The 16,770-nt window shown below is 50.0% G+C and carries 13 protein-coding genes; 12 read left to right on the forward strand and 1 reads right to left on the reverse strand.

Annotated features, from left to right (window positions below):
- Window positions 1-85: 85 nt before the first annotated feature.
- From QNH46_RS05430 to QNH46_RS05475, 10 genes are all read left to right on the forward strand, one after another.
- Window positions 86-934: a helix-turn-helix domain-containing protein gene (locus QNH46_RS05430; RefSeq protein WP_283927213.1), complete on the forward strand. Its 849-nt coding sequence runs from the start codon at window positions 86-88 to the stop codon at window positions 932-934.
- A gap of 88 nt (window positions 935-1,022) precedes the next feature.
- Window positions 1,023-2,915 (forward strand): beta-N-acetylhexosaminidase, encoded by a 1,893-nt coding sequence (locus tag QNH46_RS05435; protein ID WP_283927214.1) that lies wholly within the window; start codon window positions 1,023-1,025, stop codon window positions 2,913-2,915.
- Between the two features lie 188 nt (window positions 2,916-3,103).
- Complete coding sequence (locus tag QNH46_RS05440; protein ID WP_283927215.1) at window positions 3,104-3,241, forward strand: hypothetical protein; 138 nt, start codon at window positions 3,104-3,106, stop codon at window positions 3,239-3,241.
- Between the two features lie 458 nt (window positions 3,242-3,699).
- Window positions 3,700-5,208 carry an ABC transporter substrate-binding protein gene (locus QNH46_RS05445; RefSeq protein ID WP_283927216.1) on the forward strand — a complete coding sequence of 503 codons (1,509 nt, stop codon included), beginning with the start codon at window positions 3,700-3,702 and terminating at the stop codon, window positions 5,206-5,208.
- Window positions 5,209-5,220: 12 nt separating this feature from the next.
- Window positions 5,221-6,117, forward strand: coding sequence for a carbohydrate ABC transporter permease (locus tag QNH46_RS05450; protein ID WP_283927217.1), 897 nt, complete (start codon window positions 5,221-5,223; stop codon window positions 6,115-6,117).
- On the forward strand, window positions 6,117-6,941 hold the full coding sequence (locus QNH46_RS05455; protein WP_283927218.1) for a carbohydrate ABC transporter permease: 825 nt from the start codon (window positions 6,117-6,119) through the stop codon (window positions 6,939-6,941). The genes QNH46_RS05450 and QNH46_RS05455 overlap by 1 nt, the downstream gene beginning before the upstream one ends.
- Before the next feature lie 48 nt (window positions 6,942-6,989).
- Entirely contained in the window at window positions 6,990-8,369 is a 1,380-nt protein-coding gene (locus QNH46_RS05460; RefSeq protein ID WP_283927219.1) for a sulfatase family protein, read from the forward strand.
- Between the two features lie 84 nt (window positions 8,370-8,453).
- Window positions 8,454-9,716: an anaerobic sulfatase maturase gene (locus tag QNH46_RS05465; RefSeq protein ID WP_283927220.1), complete on the forward strand. Its 1,263-nt coding sequence runs from the start codon at window positions 8,454-8,456 to the stop codon at window positions 9,714-9,716.
- Window positions 9,717-9,844: 128 nt separating this feature from the next.
- Window positions 9,845-10,627: a nucleotidyltransferase domain-containing protein gene (locus tag QNH46_RS05470; RefSeq protein WP_283927221.1), complete on the forward strand. Its 783-nt coding sequence runs from the start codon at window positions 9,845-9,847 to the stop codon at window positions 10,625-10,627.
- 90 nt (window positions 10,628-10,717) lie between these two features.
- On the forward strand, window positions 10,718-11,944 hold the full coding sequence (locus QNH46_RS05475) for an RtcB family protein (RefSeq protein WP_283927222.1): 1,227 nt from the start codon (window positions 10,718-10,720) through the stop codon (window positions 11,942-11,944).
- 103 nt (window positions 11,945-12,047) lie between these two features.
- On the opposite strand, the gene QNH46_RS05480 is transcribed toward QNH46_RS05475, so the two are convergent.
- On the reverse strand, window positions 12,048-12,626 hold the full coding sequence (locus tag QNH46_RS05480; protein ID WP_283927223.1) for a GNAT family N-acetyltransferase: 579 nt from the start codon (window positions 12,624-12,626) through the stop codon (window positions 12,048-12,050).
- Window positions 12,627-13,169: 543 nt separating this feature from the next.
- On the opposite strand from QNH46_RS05480, the gene QNH46_RS05485 reads away from it, so the two are divergent.
- Together QNH46_RS05485 and QNH46_RS05490 are read left to right on the forward strand one after the other, a co-directional pair.
- The gene (locus QNH46_RS05485) at window positions 13,170-15,125 is read left to right on the forward strand and encodes a GTP-binding protein (protein ID WP_283927224.1); all 1,956 of its coding nucleotides are present in this window, start codon (window positions 13,170-13,172) and stop codon (window positions 15,123-15,125) included.
- 139 nt (window positions 15,126-15,264) lie between these two features.
- Window positions 15,265-16,668: an MATE family efflux transporter gene (locus QNH46_RS05490; RefSeq protein ID WP_283927225.1), complete on the forward strand. Its 1,404-nt coding sequence runs from the start codon at window positions 15,265-15,267 to the stop codon at window positions 16,666-16,668.
- The last annotated feature ends 102 nt before the right edge of the window (window positions 16,669-16,770 follow it).

Genomic DNA, 16,770 nt, shown 5'->3' on the forward strand with positions numbered 1-16,770 from the left:
AAACATGGTATTCTATTTGCACAAACTATTAGATAGAGCCTATTAGCGAAACTAACGTATTCAAGGCATCAAAGGAGGCCAACCCTTGTCATATAGCGTAAGTGATCAGCTGAAAATCACGTTGTTCGATGTGAAGAAAATCCAATACAAGTCCAGAGTCATCTTCGATTACGTCCAGTCCTGCTGCACGGTCGCCTATATCAAAAAAGGGGAGGTCAGCACGACCTTTGAGGGGAAGGAGTATATCGCCAAAACGGGGGACGTGATGATTCACCGGCCGGATCTCCCGTTTAACGTCATTTCGAAGACGGATGGAATCCACTACCTGTTCAATATCGATTTGAAGGTGATGGAGGAAGTGGATTTTTTCAGCTTCTACCCGATGGGCAAGGTGGTAACCATTAGGGACCCGGAGCTGTACGAGAAAAAATTCGACGAGCTAAGGAGCCTATGGCTGCAGGAGGGCAACGACTACCGGTCGGCGCAGTGCAGCTTCCTGGCCTTCTCCCTGCTTCATGAGATTATTGAGAGTTCCAAGCTGGGCGGGAAGCGGTCACCGAACGAATTTTACATTACCGACCGCTTCAACAATGTGCTGCATTATATCGAGAACCGGCTGGCCGAGAATATTACCCGCAACGAGCTGGCGCAAATTTATCATATGAACCCTGTCTATTTCAGCCGGGCCTTTAAAGAAATTTATGGGCTTACCCCCATGAAAATGGTGAAAAAACTGCGGCTGATGCATGCAAAAAGACTGCTGGAAACGACGGATGACACGATTGAGCAAATTGCCCAAAAATGCGGATTTTGCGATTCTCCGCATTTAAATCATACTTTTCGCAGCGCGTTCAAAGCTTCGCCTAGTGAATACCGCAAAAGTATCAAAAGTACAAAAAGGGGCGTCATCCCTACATTGTTAGATCATTCATAATTGATTACGATGGTTAGTAGAATAGGATGGATAGCCTGTAGCGATGTCATATGACGCTGCAGGTTTCTTCTGTTAGGAGGCGTAGTCAATGAAGCTGAAAGTGACAGGTTTAAATGAAACGCAGCTTGAGGGCGTCAAGGAAATATTGCCTTTATTGGGGGCAGAGCTGGGGGACGAAGGAGTAGCCGTCCTTTTTTCCAGAACCGAGGGGGAGGCCATCCATATTCGCTTTGATGGCACAGCAGGGATGATTGCTTACGAGCACGATTCCCAAATCTGCCGGGCGCTCGGCTTAATGACCGAAGGGTTAAAGAAGAACGAACCGTTTGAAATGGCGGAACGTCCAGTTTATGAACAGCTAGGGGTCATGCTCGATTGTTCGAGAAACGCGGTGCTGAAGGTGGAAACCTTCCAAAGGCTGATCAGAAGCCTGGCTCTGATGGGCTATACGACGGTGCAACTGTACACTGAGGATACTTATGAAATCAAGGAGTATCCTTATTTCGGCTATATGCGCGGCAGATATACCCGGGAACAAATGCAGGCGATGGACCAGTATGCAAGCCTGTTTGGCATCGAGCTTGTGCCCTGCATTCAGACGCTGGCTCATTTGGGGACAGCGCTGAAGTGGAGCGCTTTTGCGGAAATCGTGGATTGCAACGACATTTTGCTGATTGACGAAGAGAAGACTTATGCGCTCATTGATGCGATGTTTCGGACGATGTCAGAGAATTTAACGAGCCGCAGAATCAATATCGGCATGGATGAAGCTCATATGATGGGACTCGGCAAATATCTCGACAAGCATGGGTATCAGGAAAGATCGACGCTGATGCTGAAGCATTTCAATAAAGTGATGGAGATTGCTCGGAAATACGGCTATAAGCCGATGATGTGGAGCGATATGTTCTTTCGCCTGGCCAGTGCGGGAGAATATTATGACGTGGACAGTCCCATCCGGCAGGATGTCATCGAGATGATCCCGGACGATATCACGCTCGTGTACTGGGATTATTATTCGGTTGAGCCGGAGAAATACGAAGGCATGCTGGAGAAGCATAAGCAGCTCAGCGATCGGATTATTTTTGCAGGCGGGGCCTGGAAGTGGATGGGGTTCTCGCCGAACAACCATTTTAGCCAATATATCGGCGAAATGGCGCATGCGAGCTGCGTGAAGCACGGCATACAGGAAGTGTTGATCACAGCGTGGGGAGACAATGGAGCCGAGGCTTCGGTCTATTCGGTTCTGCCGGCGCTGCAGCTATGGGCGGAGTTAGGCTATGCGAACCGTGCGGATACGGAGCATTTACAGGAGCGGTTCTGCACTTGCACGGGCGGCAGCTTCGGCGATTTCATGAACTTGGACATGACGATGCGGGTACCGGACCTTACCACGCACGATACGCATTCGATCAACCCTCCTAAATATTTGTTGTACCAGGATGTCCTGTGCGGATTGTTTGATAAGCATGTCATTCCTCAGACTTATGCTGATCATTTCCGGCGCTGTGCGGAATTTTTCGCGGAGTGCGTGTCCAGAAATCCGCAGTGGCAGGTAATGTTCCAGACGCAGGTTACCTTAAGCAGACTTCTGGAATTGAAATGCGAAGCAGGGATAAATATCCGCAGCGCCTATTTGAACAAAGATCACGAGCTTCTCGCGCAATACGGCCAAGTGATATTGCCTGAATTGAAGCAACGAGCCCAGCAGTTTATTAGCGACTACCATGCACAGTGGCTGGATGAGAACAAAATCTTTGGGCTTGATGTGTTCGACCTGCGTATGGGCGGTTTGCTGAGGCGGATCGAGACGGCAACCTACCGCATCAATAGCTATCTTTCGGGCGAGCTGACACAACTGGAGGAACTGGAGCAGGAAATCCTTTATTTTGATGGACGTGAGAATGAGCGAGACCGAAAAGCAATGAGCGCCAATTTGCGGCATACGATTGCGACGCCTTCGGTTATAGCCGGAGTTTAGCGAAGAGAACGTTCTAAATACAAGCTCGAAATATAAGCTCGAAGGGGGGCTGCCAGAAGGTCAGTAAAAGCTGACTTTTTGGCAGCCCTCTTGATCTTCAGCGGAAGGTTTGGCGATTAGTGGAATTGATGAGATGGATGGATTGGTAAGACTGATGTGACTGATGGACTGATGGGCTGATGATACCGATGATATCGATGATACTGACGATACTGATGGGAACGATGATACTGATGGGAACGATGATACTGATGGGAACGATGATACTGATGATACTGATGAGACTAATGGGATTGGTTGAACTCGTTGGATGGGTCACCCGCTAACGGACAGGAGATCCGCTATTTGTTAAAGTACCCCTCCTTTACTATGCTTACGGACACTGGTTCCGTTATTCGACCAAATCGACGGCAATAAGCAGGTTTTAGGAAGCAATAGCGGAACGTAGGTCCGTTAGCTCTCAAGATTCCTCGTTAATTCACAAATAGCGTCCCCTGTGTCCGTCCAACTTTTAATATCTTATTGGAACAGCCCATTTTTTTGCTGTGGTTGAGAAGAACAGAAGATGGACCGCGCTTCAAATGTGGCCATGATCACTAACGTAAAAGTATCAAAAATACAAAAACAAGATGCTTCCCTACATTGTCGAACAATGCAAAAATTAGATAATATAAAAACAAATCATAAAACGAATGCACTTGTAATCGCATTCAAAGTCAGTATTTATGGGGAATTTTGGATTTGACAACCGAAGAGAATTACAGAATCAGAAGGGGGATTTTGTGTGAACAAGAAATTTAAAACGGTTAGTATTTTGCTGATGTTGGTACTAATTGTACAAATCTTTGCAGGCTGCTCAAGCTCCAATTCTGCAACAGAGAACAGCGGGCAGAATTCAGCAGGACAAGCTGCGGAAGAGCAGAAGTCGGGAGAGAAGATCACGCTGCGCGTCATGGACTGGGCGGATAGCGAGAAGCCGTACCGCGAGCAGTTCATTAAAGACTTCGAAGCGAGACACCCGGATATTAAGATCGAATATACGCTCTTAACAAGCGATCAATTCCAAAACACAATTACGACGGCCATTAAATCGGGAGATGCTCCAGACTTGTTCCCGATCCCGCCAGGCATGAAGCTGAGCACCGCGGTTGCCGGAGACTGGTTCCAGCCGCTCGATCAGTATTTGGACGATGAGTTCAAGAGCCGCTTCGTGGATGGAGTTTTCGTAGAAGGCGCAACGATGCAGGACGGCAAAATCTATACGATTCCGGCCTACCTGCCGCTACCCAATACGCTCGTATTTTATAACAAAACATTGTTCAAAGAAGCCGGCCTAGACCCGGAGAATCCGCCGAAGACCTACAGCGAATTCCGTGCTGCGGCCAAAGCGATCACGGAAGTATCCAAGGGTAAGGCTTACGGCATCATCGAAGGCGGCAAAACGATTGTCCGCTGGAAGAATCCAGTGATCGACTGGTCGGCACTGGGTGGAAGCGGACTCAACCCGCACTCCCCGTTATCTCTCGTAACGAATGATGCGAATTATGATTCCGACGCCGTTATAAATGTCATGAATTTGTTCAAAGGCCTGAAGGACGATGGCAGCTACCATCCAAAGACGCTTAGCATTTCCGCACCGGAAGCACGCGCTTTGTTCGGCCAAGGACAAGCAGGCTTCATCATCCAAGGCGAATGGTGCATTGGTGTATGGACGAAGGACAATCCCGATCTGGACTTCGGTGTAATGGCTCCTCCTGTTCCAGACGAAGGACAGAAAGGCTATCTGCCAAGACCGAACTTCCAGCCTTGGCTCGGGATGTCCTCACAAACGAAGCATCCGGAAGCGGCCGCATTGTATTTGAAGGAGTATTTCAGCAAGGATTACCAATCGGTATTGGTTAAAGCCGGAGACCGATTCTCGATGCTGAAAGACGTAAACGAAGCTGCGGCCGAAATTCCACAATTCAAGCAATACTTCCAAGTAGCTATGGACAATTCCCGTCTAGCTCCTAGCGTGGAAATCAGAAACCCGGAAACATCCGCCGTTTTCGCGAATTACAAAGATCCGCAGCCAGGACTGGGTGATATCGTGCAAGGTTTGGTCTCCGGCGCGATCAAAGATCCGAAGGACGCTTTGAAATTCCTGTCGAGCAGTGTGAATACTGCGATGGATAAGGCGATTAAGGAAGCGCAGGCAAACGGTGCGAAGGTCGATAAAGAAGACTTCGTATTCTCCAACTGGAACGCGGATAAGGACTATACGAACGAGGACTACGCGGCAATTAAAAAATAGGGAGTAATATCAATGAAGAATTCGAAAAACGTAGTTTGGTATTGGGTGTTCCTGTTCCCTACGTTGTCATTATTCGCGATGTTTCAAGGCTGGCCCATTGTGGCCAGCTGGTATTATTCTACGCTGGACTGGTCGGGCTTGACCTCGGACGCCAAGTTTGTAGGCATGCAGAATTTTATTAAAGTGGCACAGGACCCTTACTTCTGGAATGCGTTCAAGAACAGCTTCAAATTCATGGCGGGCACGGTGCCCTTCCATTTGATCTTCGCTTTGATCCTGGCGGTGCTGCTGCACCGTCCGGGACTTAAAGCAGCAAACTTGTTTCGTACGTTCATCTTCCTGCCGGTCGTAACGACCACTTCGATCGTCGGGATTATCATGGTATTCATTTGGGGAAGCGACGGCGCCGTCAACGGGGCGCTGATGAACATGGGCCTGCTGGATCAGCCGATCAATTGGCTGGGCGATGCGAACTGGGCGATGTTTACGGTCGTATTAATCTCCGTATGGAAGAACCTTGGCGTCAATCTGGTCTACTGGCTGGCCGGCCTGCAATCGATCTCGCAGGAGCTGTATGAAGCGGCTGAGGTGGACGGCGCCACAGGAATCCGGAAGTTCACGCATATTACGGTGCCCCTCTTGATTCCGATCGGAACGATCATTCTGCTGCTCAATGTGGTCAACTCGCTGAAGGCCTTCGATTTGGTTAAAACGATGACAAACGGCGGGCCGTTCTTTGCTACGGATGTCGTATCGACTTATATTTATCGTTACGCTTTTACAAGCGAAATGGGACTGCCGCAATTGGGCTACGCTTCGGCGGCCGGATTGTTCTTCGCCTTGACTATTATACTCTTGGCTATCTTTCAGTCCTTCGTGCAAAAGAGAATCAAAGGTGGTAGTAAGTAATGGGGACGATTAAGCGCTCGATATTCTATGTTGTCATGACCGCCTTTTGCTTGATTTGGATTTATCCGTTCCTGTGGATGGTGACGGCCTCGTTCAAAACGCAAAATGAGTTTTTCACGAATGGTCTTTCATTGATCCCGAAGCATTTGACTTTCGACAATATTACGCGAGCTTGGAACCAAGCGAATTTTGAGCAATATTTCTTTAACAGTGTCATTATTACGGTGGGCACGATTGCTATTGTCTTCTTTACGACGGCTACTTGCGGTTATGTACTCGGAAGGTATTCATTTAAAGGGAAGAAAATCATTTATGCGCTGTTAATCTCCAGCATGTTCGTACCGATGGAGTTCGCCATCATCCCGATATACGATCTGATCCGGAAGCTGGGCCTGGTGAATACGCAAATGGGCGTTATTCTAGCTGAAGCGGGCGGGAATCATTTGATTTTCATCTTACTGTTCGCCACGTTCTTCGCGAAAATTCCCAACGAGCTTGAGGAAGCGTCCATCGTGGATGGGAGCGGATTTTTCCGGACCTTTATCAGGGTCATGCTGCCGCTATCCAAGCCAGTCATCGGCAGCGTGATGATCATGCAATTCATCTGGTCGTGGAACTCCTTCCTGCTTCCGCTGATCCTGACGCTGAGCGCACCGAATGCGCGTCCGCTTTCCGTCGGTCTGTATGCGCTCCAAGGAGAGAACATCGTCGACTGGACAGGGATTGCCGCGGGAGGCACCATCGCCATTGTGCCGATCATCGTAATCTTCTTGTTCTTGCAGCGTTTCTTCGTTGATGGCATTGCGGGCTCGGTCAAAGGCTAGTACCTAAGTTATACTCAAATTTTCGATTAAAAGGCAGGTTACTTGCTCATGAGAATTCTGTATTTGGATTTAGATTCTCTGCGTCCGGATCATTTAGGCTGTTATGGTTATCATCGCACGACTTCGCCGAATATTGACGAAATTGCCAAGGAAGGCGTTATGTTTACGAATTATTACTGTACGGACGCGCCTTGTCTGCCATCCAGATCCGCTCTGATGTCTGGTAGATTCGGCATTCATAACGGTATCGTCGGCCATGGGGGAACCGCGGCGGATATGAGGCGTGAAGGGCCAAGCCGCGACTTCAACGACAAGCTGGTCCATGAGAGCCTTCCGGGCTCGCTTCGCCAGCTGGGATATAAGACAGCGACGATCAGTACTTTTGCGGAGAGACATTCTGCCTGGACCTTCAACGCTGGCTTCAATGAAGTGTTCAACATCGGGGCCAAAGGCCATGAATCCGCGGAGCAGGTGCTCCCGGTAGCTCTCAAATGGCTGGAGGATAACGGCAGCGCGGATAATTGGTTCCTGCATCTTAATTTCTGGGACCCCCATACCCCTTACAGAACACCGGAGGAGTTCGGCCAGCCCTTTGCCGAAGACCCGATGCCGGAATGGCTTACGGAAGAGGTATTCAACCAGCATAAGCAAAAGGTCGGGCAGCACAGCATCGATCACATGAACGAGCTAGCTAAGACCCATTATTTCAGATGGCCTCGCCACGGCAAGCCGATTGAAGAATACGAGGATTTAAGGACGATCATCGATAACTACGATTGCGCGATCCGTTACATGGATGCACATGTCGGCCAAGTGCTTCGCAAGCTGAAGCAAATGGGCGTCCTGGAGGACACGGCGATTCTGATTAGTGCGGATCACGGCGAGAACATGGGTGAGCTTGGTATTTACTCCGAGCATGGCACCGCGGATCGGGGCACCTGCCAAATCCCGATGATCATCCGCTGGCCGGACGGCGCAAAGGGCATCGTGGACGAGGGGCTGCACTATCATCTTGACCTTGCCCCTACGTTAGCCAGCCTGCTCGGCGGTCAAAAGGCTTCTTCCTGGGATGGGCAAAGCTATGCCGATAGCGTGTTAAGCGGAGCGGATACGGGTAGAGATTATTTGGTGTTCTCTCAATGCGCCCATGTCTGCCAGCGAAGCGTAAGATTCGGCGATTGGCTCTATATTCGTACTTATCATGACGGTCATCACGGATTTCCGAAGGAGATGCTGTTTAATCTGACGGAAGATCCTTACGAACAGCATAATCTTGCTGAGGAAAGACGCGATCTTTGCAAAGAGGCTGTATATTACTTGAACGAGTGGCATGACGAAATGATGTCCACGATGGAGCATGATGTTGATCCGCTGTGGACGGTCATGAAGGAAGGCGGGCCGTTCCACGCCAAGGAATTTAAAATCTAATTGTCGATAAGCAGAGCCAAGCCCTGATGATGCGTGATTCATCGGGGCTTTCTAAGTCAGTTCTGAACTTAAGGAGGGAAAATTATGAGCGGCGGATGTTCGGCGGTGGAACATCGGAACATCAGCGTGATGTGGAAGACGGTGTCGGAGGACTGCAATTTAGCCTGCGATTATTGCTATTACAGCACCTGCGGCGGTAAGCCAGGAAGAAAGATCAATCGGATCGATCCAGTCCTCCTGGAGAAATTCATGAAGGAATACATGGAGAGATCGAGAGGCTCGGCCACCTTTGCCTGGCAGGGAGGGGAGCCACTGCTGGCCGGACTGGGCTTCTTCGAGGAAGTGGTTCGGCTGCAGGCCAAGCATGCACCCAGAAATACAATGATCAGCAACTCTTTGCAGACGAACGGGACGCTGATTACGGAGAAGTGGGCATCGTTTTTTAAGCAATATAACTTCCTGGTCGGCGTCAGCCTCGATGGCCCTAAAGAGATTCATGATGCAAGAAGAGTCGACTCCCGGGGACTGGGCAGTTTTGACCGGGTGATGAAGGGAATAGAGCATCTGCGCAAGCATCGCGTAGATTTTAACATATTGACTGTAGTTCATAAGGGAAACGTCGGCAAGGCAGCCGAAATGATGCGTTTCTTTGAATCAGAGGGCTTCGCTTTTGTGCAATTTATTCCGTGCATGGATTTTCGGGCGCAGGAAATTAACCGCCCTGGGGTGTACGATATTACGCCGGAGGAGTATGGCAATTTCCTCTGCGAAGCGTTCGATTATTGGTATAACGGCGGAGACCCTCGAACCTCAATCCGCTTTTTCGACGAAATGCTGAACGTGTATGTGCATCGGGAACCGGGTTTGTGCATTCACCGCGCCGCCTGTCCGCAGACGATCATCCTGGAGCAGAACGGCGATGCGTTCCCTTGTGACTTTTTCATCAACCCCGATTGGAAAGTGGGCAATGTGGGTGCGGATTCCATCGATGAAATATTGGCGCATCCGTTGTATGATAAATTTCTCAAGATGAAGCCGAATCTGCCTGAGTCATGCAAAACATGCGAGTGGAAGAAGCTCTGCCACGGCGGCTGTCCGCGCAATCGGGAATGGAGCGCTGACCTGCAGTCGTCCGGTGTCGATTACTTCTGCTCCAGCTACAAGCAGGTGTACAGCTATGCGAATGAACGGATGAAGCAGTTGGGTGACAAGGTAAGGGCACGGCTGTTTGCACAGAACGTCGCCAGGTACTTTAAGGGGAAGCTGCCTGAACGCAACGATCCATGCCCGTGCGGCAGCGGGAGGAAGTATAAGCAGTGCTGCGCGGATCTGGGATTATCAGTTTAACAAGCGCGAATGCAGGGAAATCCCTGTGTTCGCGCTTTATTTGCTATGTTCATCCGCCCTGATTTCAGGCATGCTAGGAGTATATAGAATTCCTGTCAATGGTATGTGCTTGGAAAGGAGCGAAACAAATGTCTGAGCAGCGGCAGCAAATATTGGCCCAATTACGGCAAATCGAGCGGGAGGAGCAGGTGCGGATTATATATGCCTGCGAATCGGGGAGCCGGGCGTGGGGATTTCCTTCAAAGGACAGCGATTATGATGTAAGATTCATATATGTCAGACCGGTGGACTGGTATTTATCGATTTTTGAAAAAAGGGATGTCATCGAGCGCCCGATCAGCGAGCTGCTTGATATTAACGGCTGGGATCTGAAGAAGGCGCTGAATCTGTTCCGCAAATCGAATCCGCCCTTGCTAGAATGGCTGCAATCGCCCATTGTATATATGGAGGAGGGTTTGGCGGCAGAGCAAATCCGTGAGCTCTCAGCGCTAACCTTCTCGCCTAAGGCCTGCATGTATCACTATTTGCATATGGCGGAGGGGAACTATCGCGAGTATTTGCAGGGAGAACGGGTGAAAATCAAGAAGTATTTTTATGTGCTTCGGCCGGTGCTGGCCTGCGAGTGGATTGAGAAATACGGTACGATGCCGCCGATCGAATTCACGGCGCTTACGGATGAGTTATTACCAGCAAAAAGCGAGTTGAAGGCGGCCGTCGACAGTCTGCTGATTCGAAAAAAAGCAGGCGATGAAATGGACTATGAGCCGCAAATCGGTCCGATCAACGCGTTTTTGGATGGGAAGATACAGTATTACAAGGAAGTTGCCAAAGGCATGCCTTCCTCCGCAGACGGACAGGATAACCAGCTTGACGAGTTGTTCCGGATGTCATTAAAGGAAGCTTGGGGTTAAGGACAGGGGTAAACAGATAGGCAAATAAGTAAATAAGCAAAGCTATAGACAATAAAAACAATAGAATCATGGAATAGAGGAGAGAGCATCATGGCATATCAGAACATCGATGGGGTCCGCGTCTGGGGCAAGCCGGACGAGGGAGCGGTAGCTCAAGCCAAAATGTGCGCGAAGACGGGGAATGTCGTGCAGTCCCTGCTGATGGCGGATCATCACAAAGGCTATAGCCAGCCGATTGGCGGTGTTGTCGTATATGACGGACAAATCTCGCCGTCTGGCGTTGGATACGATATCGGCTGCGGAAACAAGGCAGTGCGCACGAATCTGTACGTTCGGGATATCCGGCAAGGACTAGGGAAGATCATGGACGAAATCGCGAGAAACATATCGTTTGGGATCGGCCGCGTCAACAATGACAGGGTGGATCATGAGTTATTCGACGATCCCGATTGGGATGTATACCGGGCATTCGGCCAGCAGGAGCATGACAAGCTAAAAGCGTTAGCCCGCAACCAGCTCGGTACCGTAGGCAGCGGCAATCATTATGTCGATCTGTTCGAAGAGCCGGAAACGGGACGGTTGTGGATTGGAAACCATTTCGGGAGCCGCGGCTTCGGGCATAAGACGGCCAGCGGATTTATGAATCTCGCTGCAGGCCGGCGGTTTGCGGACAAGGCGCCGGGCGAATCGATGGACCAGCCGCCGCTATTGCTGGATTTAAACAGCGAGGTTGGCGACATGTACTACCGGGCGATGAAGCTTGCTGGACGTTATGCATATGCAGGCCGGGACTACGTGATTCGAGAGGTGCTGTCCATTCTCGGAGCCGAAGCGGACTTTGAAGTGCATAATCATCATAACTATGCTTGGAAAGAAACGCATAACGGGAAGGAAGTCGTTGTCGTCCGCAAGGGGGCAACACCGTCGGCTCCAGGCCAGCTTGGCTTTATCGGCGGGAGCATGGGCGATATCTCTGTCATCGTCCGGGGAAAGGACACAGAAGAGAACATGGACGCTTATTACAGCACAGTACATGGAGCGGGACGCATTATGAGCCGGACTCAAGCGGCGGGCAAAATGAACTGGAAGACACGCACCCGCAGCGGCGGACAGATCACCCCGAAGCAGATGATGGATGCCGTCCGGGAATTCGGGGTAGAATTGCGCGGCGCGGGTACGGACGAGAGTCCATTCGTCTACCGCAAGCTGCAGGAGGTTCTGGATGCGCACAGCGACACGCTTGAGGTGCTGAATGTGCTTAAGCCGATTGGCGTATGCATGGCGGGAGCGGACGAATTCGACCCCTATAAGGATTAGCGAATGGGGTCTGCGATGGTCCGCGATACGATGACCGTTACTGAGAAAGGAGGGGCTTTGCCCCTCCTTTTGCGTGCTGTTTTATCGAATAGGCCAGACAGACTTAAAACTCGACTCCGCGAATTTTGGAGAAGACCATCGTGCTTCTTAATGTGCCATCTGTGCCAGAATCATCGTTCCGCAGCACCCCTTCCAGCGTGTAGCCCAGACGCTTCGCCACATTCGCGCTTTGCGTGTTGCGTGCATCGCACCGGATCTCGATACGGTTGGCCTGCAGCTCTTGAATGGCGTAATTTGTAATGGCCTCTGCAGCTTCTGTAATGAAGCCTTGTTTGCTGAAGGAAGTACGCACCCAATAACCGATCTCGAATTTTCGCGCTTCCCAATTGATCCGGTGCAGGCCGCTGTTGCCGACGAGTTGGCCTGTTTCTTTGAGAACAAGAAGCAGCATCAGATCCGTCCGTTCGATAAAGCTCAGGTGGGCGCGCCGGATGACCGTCTCCGAGTCTTCGGGTGTGGGCACCTCTTGCGCCCAAGGCATCCATGGACGCAACTGTTCGATGCTCTCCACAGTGGCTTCGTTTAACGCCGCCCCGTCTCCTGGTTTGGGAGCCCGGATCAACAATCGCTCACTTTCGAAACAATCAGGTATATCTAACAAAATAGGATTCGTTTTGTTCATGTTCGTATGCCTGCCTCCCCGAAAATATTTTTCCAGTAAACATAGCATAGGACGCGTTTATGGGCAAGATGGGAGGAAGGAAACGCAATTAAGCGGTGATTGTCCCCCTCCAATTTAATCATTCAATTGATAATAAATGGGTTTATAGTAGTTAGTTTTTGCGGCAAGGTAGATGAAATAGATATACATGGATTTCATGTCGTTAGAAGAAGGGAAGTTGCCATTGATGGGCAGGAACCTTGGTTCTAGCTGCATAAAATCCATTTAATCCTCTAAAATCTTCGTTTAGGGGATAATTAGATGCATGAATTCCATTAGTGTACGACACAGCTTGGTGTACGACACAGCTTGGTGTACGACACAGCTTAGCGTACGATCCAGCCTAGTGTTTACAACAACTCATATTACATACTTGCCTCACATTGATTTCAATAGTTCATCTTATATAGAATGTGCGGAATTAAATCAACATATCTGCTGTGTTTGCTATAATCATAGTCATAGATACAAGAGTGAATCGAATGCCTGAAGAGAGGAACAACAATGAACAAGACGATTGGAGTATTAGCGCATGTCGACGCCGGGAAAACGACATTCTCGGAGCAGCTTCTATATTATACAAAGAGTATTAAGCAGCGGGGCCGCGTCGATCACCAGGACGCCTTTCTGGACAGTCATCAAATTGAGCGGCAGCGGGGAATTACGGTATTTTCGGACCAAGGGATGTTCAGTTACCGGGGCTCCCGCTATTTCCTCATCGATACACCGGGCCATGCCGACTTCTCTCCCGAAATGGAGCGGGGGATCCAGGCGATGGACTATGCGGTGATTATTGTCAGCGCCGTCGAAGGAATCGAAGGGCAGACGGAGATTGTCTGGGAGCTTCTGCGCAAGCACCGCGTCCCTTGCTTCTTTTTTATCAATAAAATAGATCGGGTAGGGGCTGATGTCCAGCGGGTAGTACGTGATATTCAAAGCAATTTTGCTGTGGACGTATGCGACATTTCGGAAGCTTTGGCGGAGGACGGCGAAATGAGCGAGGTACTGGCGGAGTTTCTAGCCGAACGGGACGAGGCTCTCCTGGAGCGATATATGGACGCTGGTTATGACAAGGGATCTTGGCTTGCCGCGATGCAGCGCCTGATCCGGGATAATGCCGTGTATCCTTATGCCTGCGGCTCGGCGCTGCAAGGGGCCGGAATTGAGAGCTTCCTGCAGAAGCTGGATCTGCTGACGGTAACCGACTATTCCAGTGAAGAGCCGTTTGCAGGCCGTGTTTATCGGATTCGCCATGACGAGCAGGGGACGAGAATTACGTTTATTAAAGCGCTTAGCGGGACACTGCAAGTCAGGGAGACTCTCAATTATGGGGATGAGGAGAACCCGGTGAGCGAAAAAATAACCCAGATCCGCGTGTACAATGGCCGGGAATTTCATGCGGTGGAACGGGTAGAGGCTGGAGAGCTGTTTGCCGTTACCGGTCTGTCTATGGCTGCCGTGGGCGACGGTTTAGGAACTTTACGGGAAAAATCCATCTACGACATGGTGCCGACCTTGAAGTCGAAGGTGATCCTTGAACCGGCCGTGAATAAGAAGGAGGTTTTGCGGTATTTCAAAATTTTGAATGCGGAGGATCCTTCCTTGAATGTGCTTTGGGAGGAGAGTCTGCAGGAAATTCATATTCACGTCATGGGAAGAATTCAGCTTGAAGTGCTCGAGCAGCTGGTCAAAGAGCGGTTCAACATCAACGTATCCTTCGATAAGCCGGAAATTTTGTATAAGGAAACGATCGAGACGGAGACAGTTGGTTATGGTCATTTTGAACCGTTAAAGCATTATGCCGAGGTTCATCTGCGCATACAGCCGGGCGAGCGGAACAGCGGAATCCGCTTCGAGAATGCCTGCCATGCCGATGATTTATCGGTCGGCAACCAGAACCTCGTTCGCCATCACTTGTATGAACGGGATCATCATGGCTTGTTAACGGGCTCGCCGCTAACAGATGTCGCCGTAACTTTACTGACGGGAAGGGCGCATAATAAGCACACGTCCGGCGGTGATTTCAGAGAGGCGACTTATCGCGCGTTGAGGCAAGGGTTGGAAAAAGCAAAGAATGTGCTGTTGGAGCCTTACTATCAATTCAAAATCAAAGTTGAGCTTGACCAGATCGGCCGAGTTATATCGGATGTCCAGCAAGCTCACGGCAATTATGATGCGCCCGATACAGAAGGAGACAAGGCCATTTTAACGGGAACCGTACCGGTTGCTACCTTCATGGATTACGGCAGTGAGCTGGCTTCCTTTACGCAAGGAAGGGGAACGCTAAGCCTCGCATTTGCGGGCTATGACCGATGCCATAATGAGAAGGAGGTCATTGCGAAAATCGGCTACAATAAGGATGCAGACCCGGAATATACTTCTTCGTCGATATTTTGCGCCAAAGGCCAGGGGTACACTGTGCCGTGGGATGAGGCGGAGAGCAAAATGCACTGTTTATAGTGTGGTGTTCTCTTCAAACGTTTGGAAAGTCCTGTTCTGCTGATGATCTTTCAATCCCTTCTCGTAGAAGAGTGCTATAATAGTATGAAGCAGCGCTAATTTTGAATAGAGGAAGCTGCACAATCCAGCCAAAGAAGTGATGACACAGGTGAATCGTATAAGGCCGAGAATACAACATGGCGCTGTTTCCGTGTTGAATCGTTTTTTTACCGGAACATCGATGGATTATAAGCAAATCATCGCGATTATTATTCCTATTTTTGTCGATCAGGGCTGTATAGTTTTGATGAGCCTGCTGAATACAGCTATGATCAGCTCGTCAGGAGTAGCTGCCGTCAGTGCGGTAAGTATGGTGGACTCGCTCAACATCTTCTTGATCAATGTGTTCGTAGCTGTAGCTACTGGAGGTACGGTCATCGTCGCGCAGTATAAAGGCAGTGGGAACCAGCAAATGGTGTCCAAAGCGGCTACGCAGGCCCTGTCCGCCGTGGCGGTCATCTCTGTGCTGCTCAGTGTCCTGATTATTGCCTTTCATACGCCAACGCTGAATCTGCTGTTTGGCAAGGCGGATGCCGACGTCTTCCAGAACGCCAGATTGTATCTTATCGGCAGCTGTGTATCCTATCCGTTCATCGCGATATTCCAGGCGGTTAACGGCGTGCTAAGAGGCGTGGCGGAGACGAAAGCCAGCTTGAGCCTGTCTTTGATTATGAATATCACTTTCCTTTGCTTAAACGTGCTATTGATTACGATTCTGGATTTAGGCGTGATCGGCCTTATTATATCTTTACTGCTTGCCCGGATTCTGGGCATGATCAGCTCGTTGGTTTACTTGTTAAAATATAATCAGACCCTGCGTGTGCAGTTGAAAAATACGCTGAAGCTGGACTTCTCGATTCAGAAGAAGATCATGTTCATCGGTCTTCCATTTGCGGCGGAGCAGATGTTCTTCAATGGCGGCAAGCTGTTGACGCAGACTTTTATCGTACAGCTGGGGACCCTGGCGATGACGGCAAATGCCATTAGCGGGTCGATATCGCTCGTCTTTCAAATCGGCGGCAGCGCGCTGAGCATCGCAATCGTTACCGTTGTCGGCCAATGCATCGGCCAGCGGAATATCGAGGATGCGCGAAAATTCATTAAATCGTTCCTGGGATTATCCACGGTGCTGTTCGTGATTGCATCGCTTATACTGCTCCCATTGTTTCCGTTGATGGTGCGAATGTTCTCGCCGCCGGTAGAGATTATACCTACCATTTTCGGATTGATTCTGCTTATTGCTATTGCGCAGCCATTCTTATGGTCGCTCAGCTTTGTACTGCCAGCGGCATTGCGTGCTGCGGGGGATTCCAATTTTACATCCATCTCCTCCTTGCTGTCGATGTGGCTGTTCCGCGTCATTCTGGGGTATATTTTAGGCATTACGCTTGGCTTGGGCATTATGGGCGTATGGGTGGCGATGGTCGCTGAATGGGGCATCCGCGGGCTGGTTTTTGCCTGGAGGTTCAAAGGGGAGAAATGGTACGCGCATAAATTGATATAACAGGGGCTTTAGGGTAATAACCCGAGGCTCCATTTTTTTTGCGATTTCGTAGTGTTTCATTATTTCTAGACTGGAAGGGGAGAAATCCCCTTCTATTTGTCT

The organism is Paenibacillus woosongensis (assembly GCF_030122845.1).
Lineage (GTDB): Bacteria > Bacillota > Bacilli > Paenibacillales > Paenibacillaceae > Fontibacillus > Fontibacillus woosongensis_A.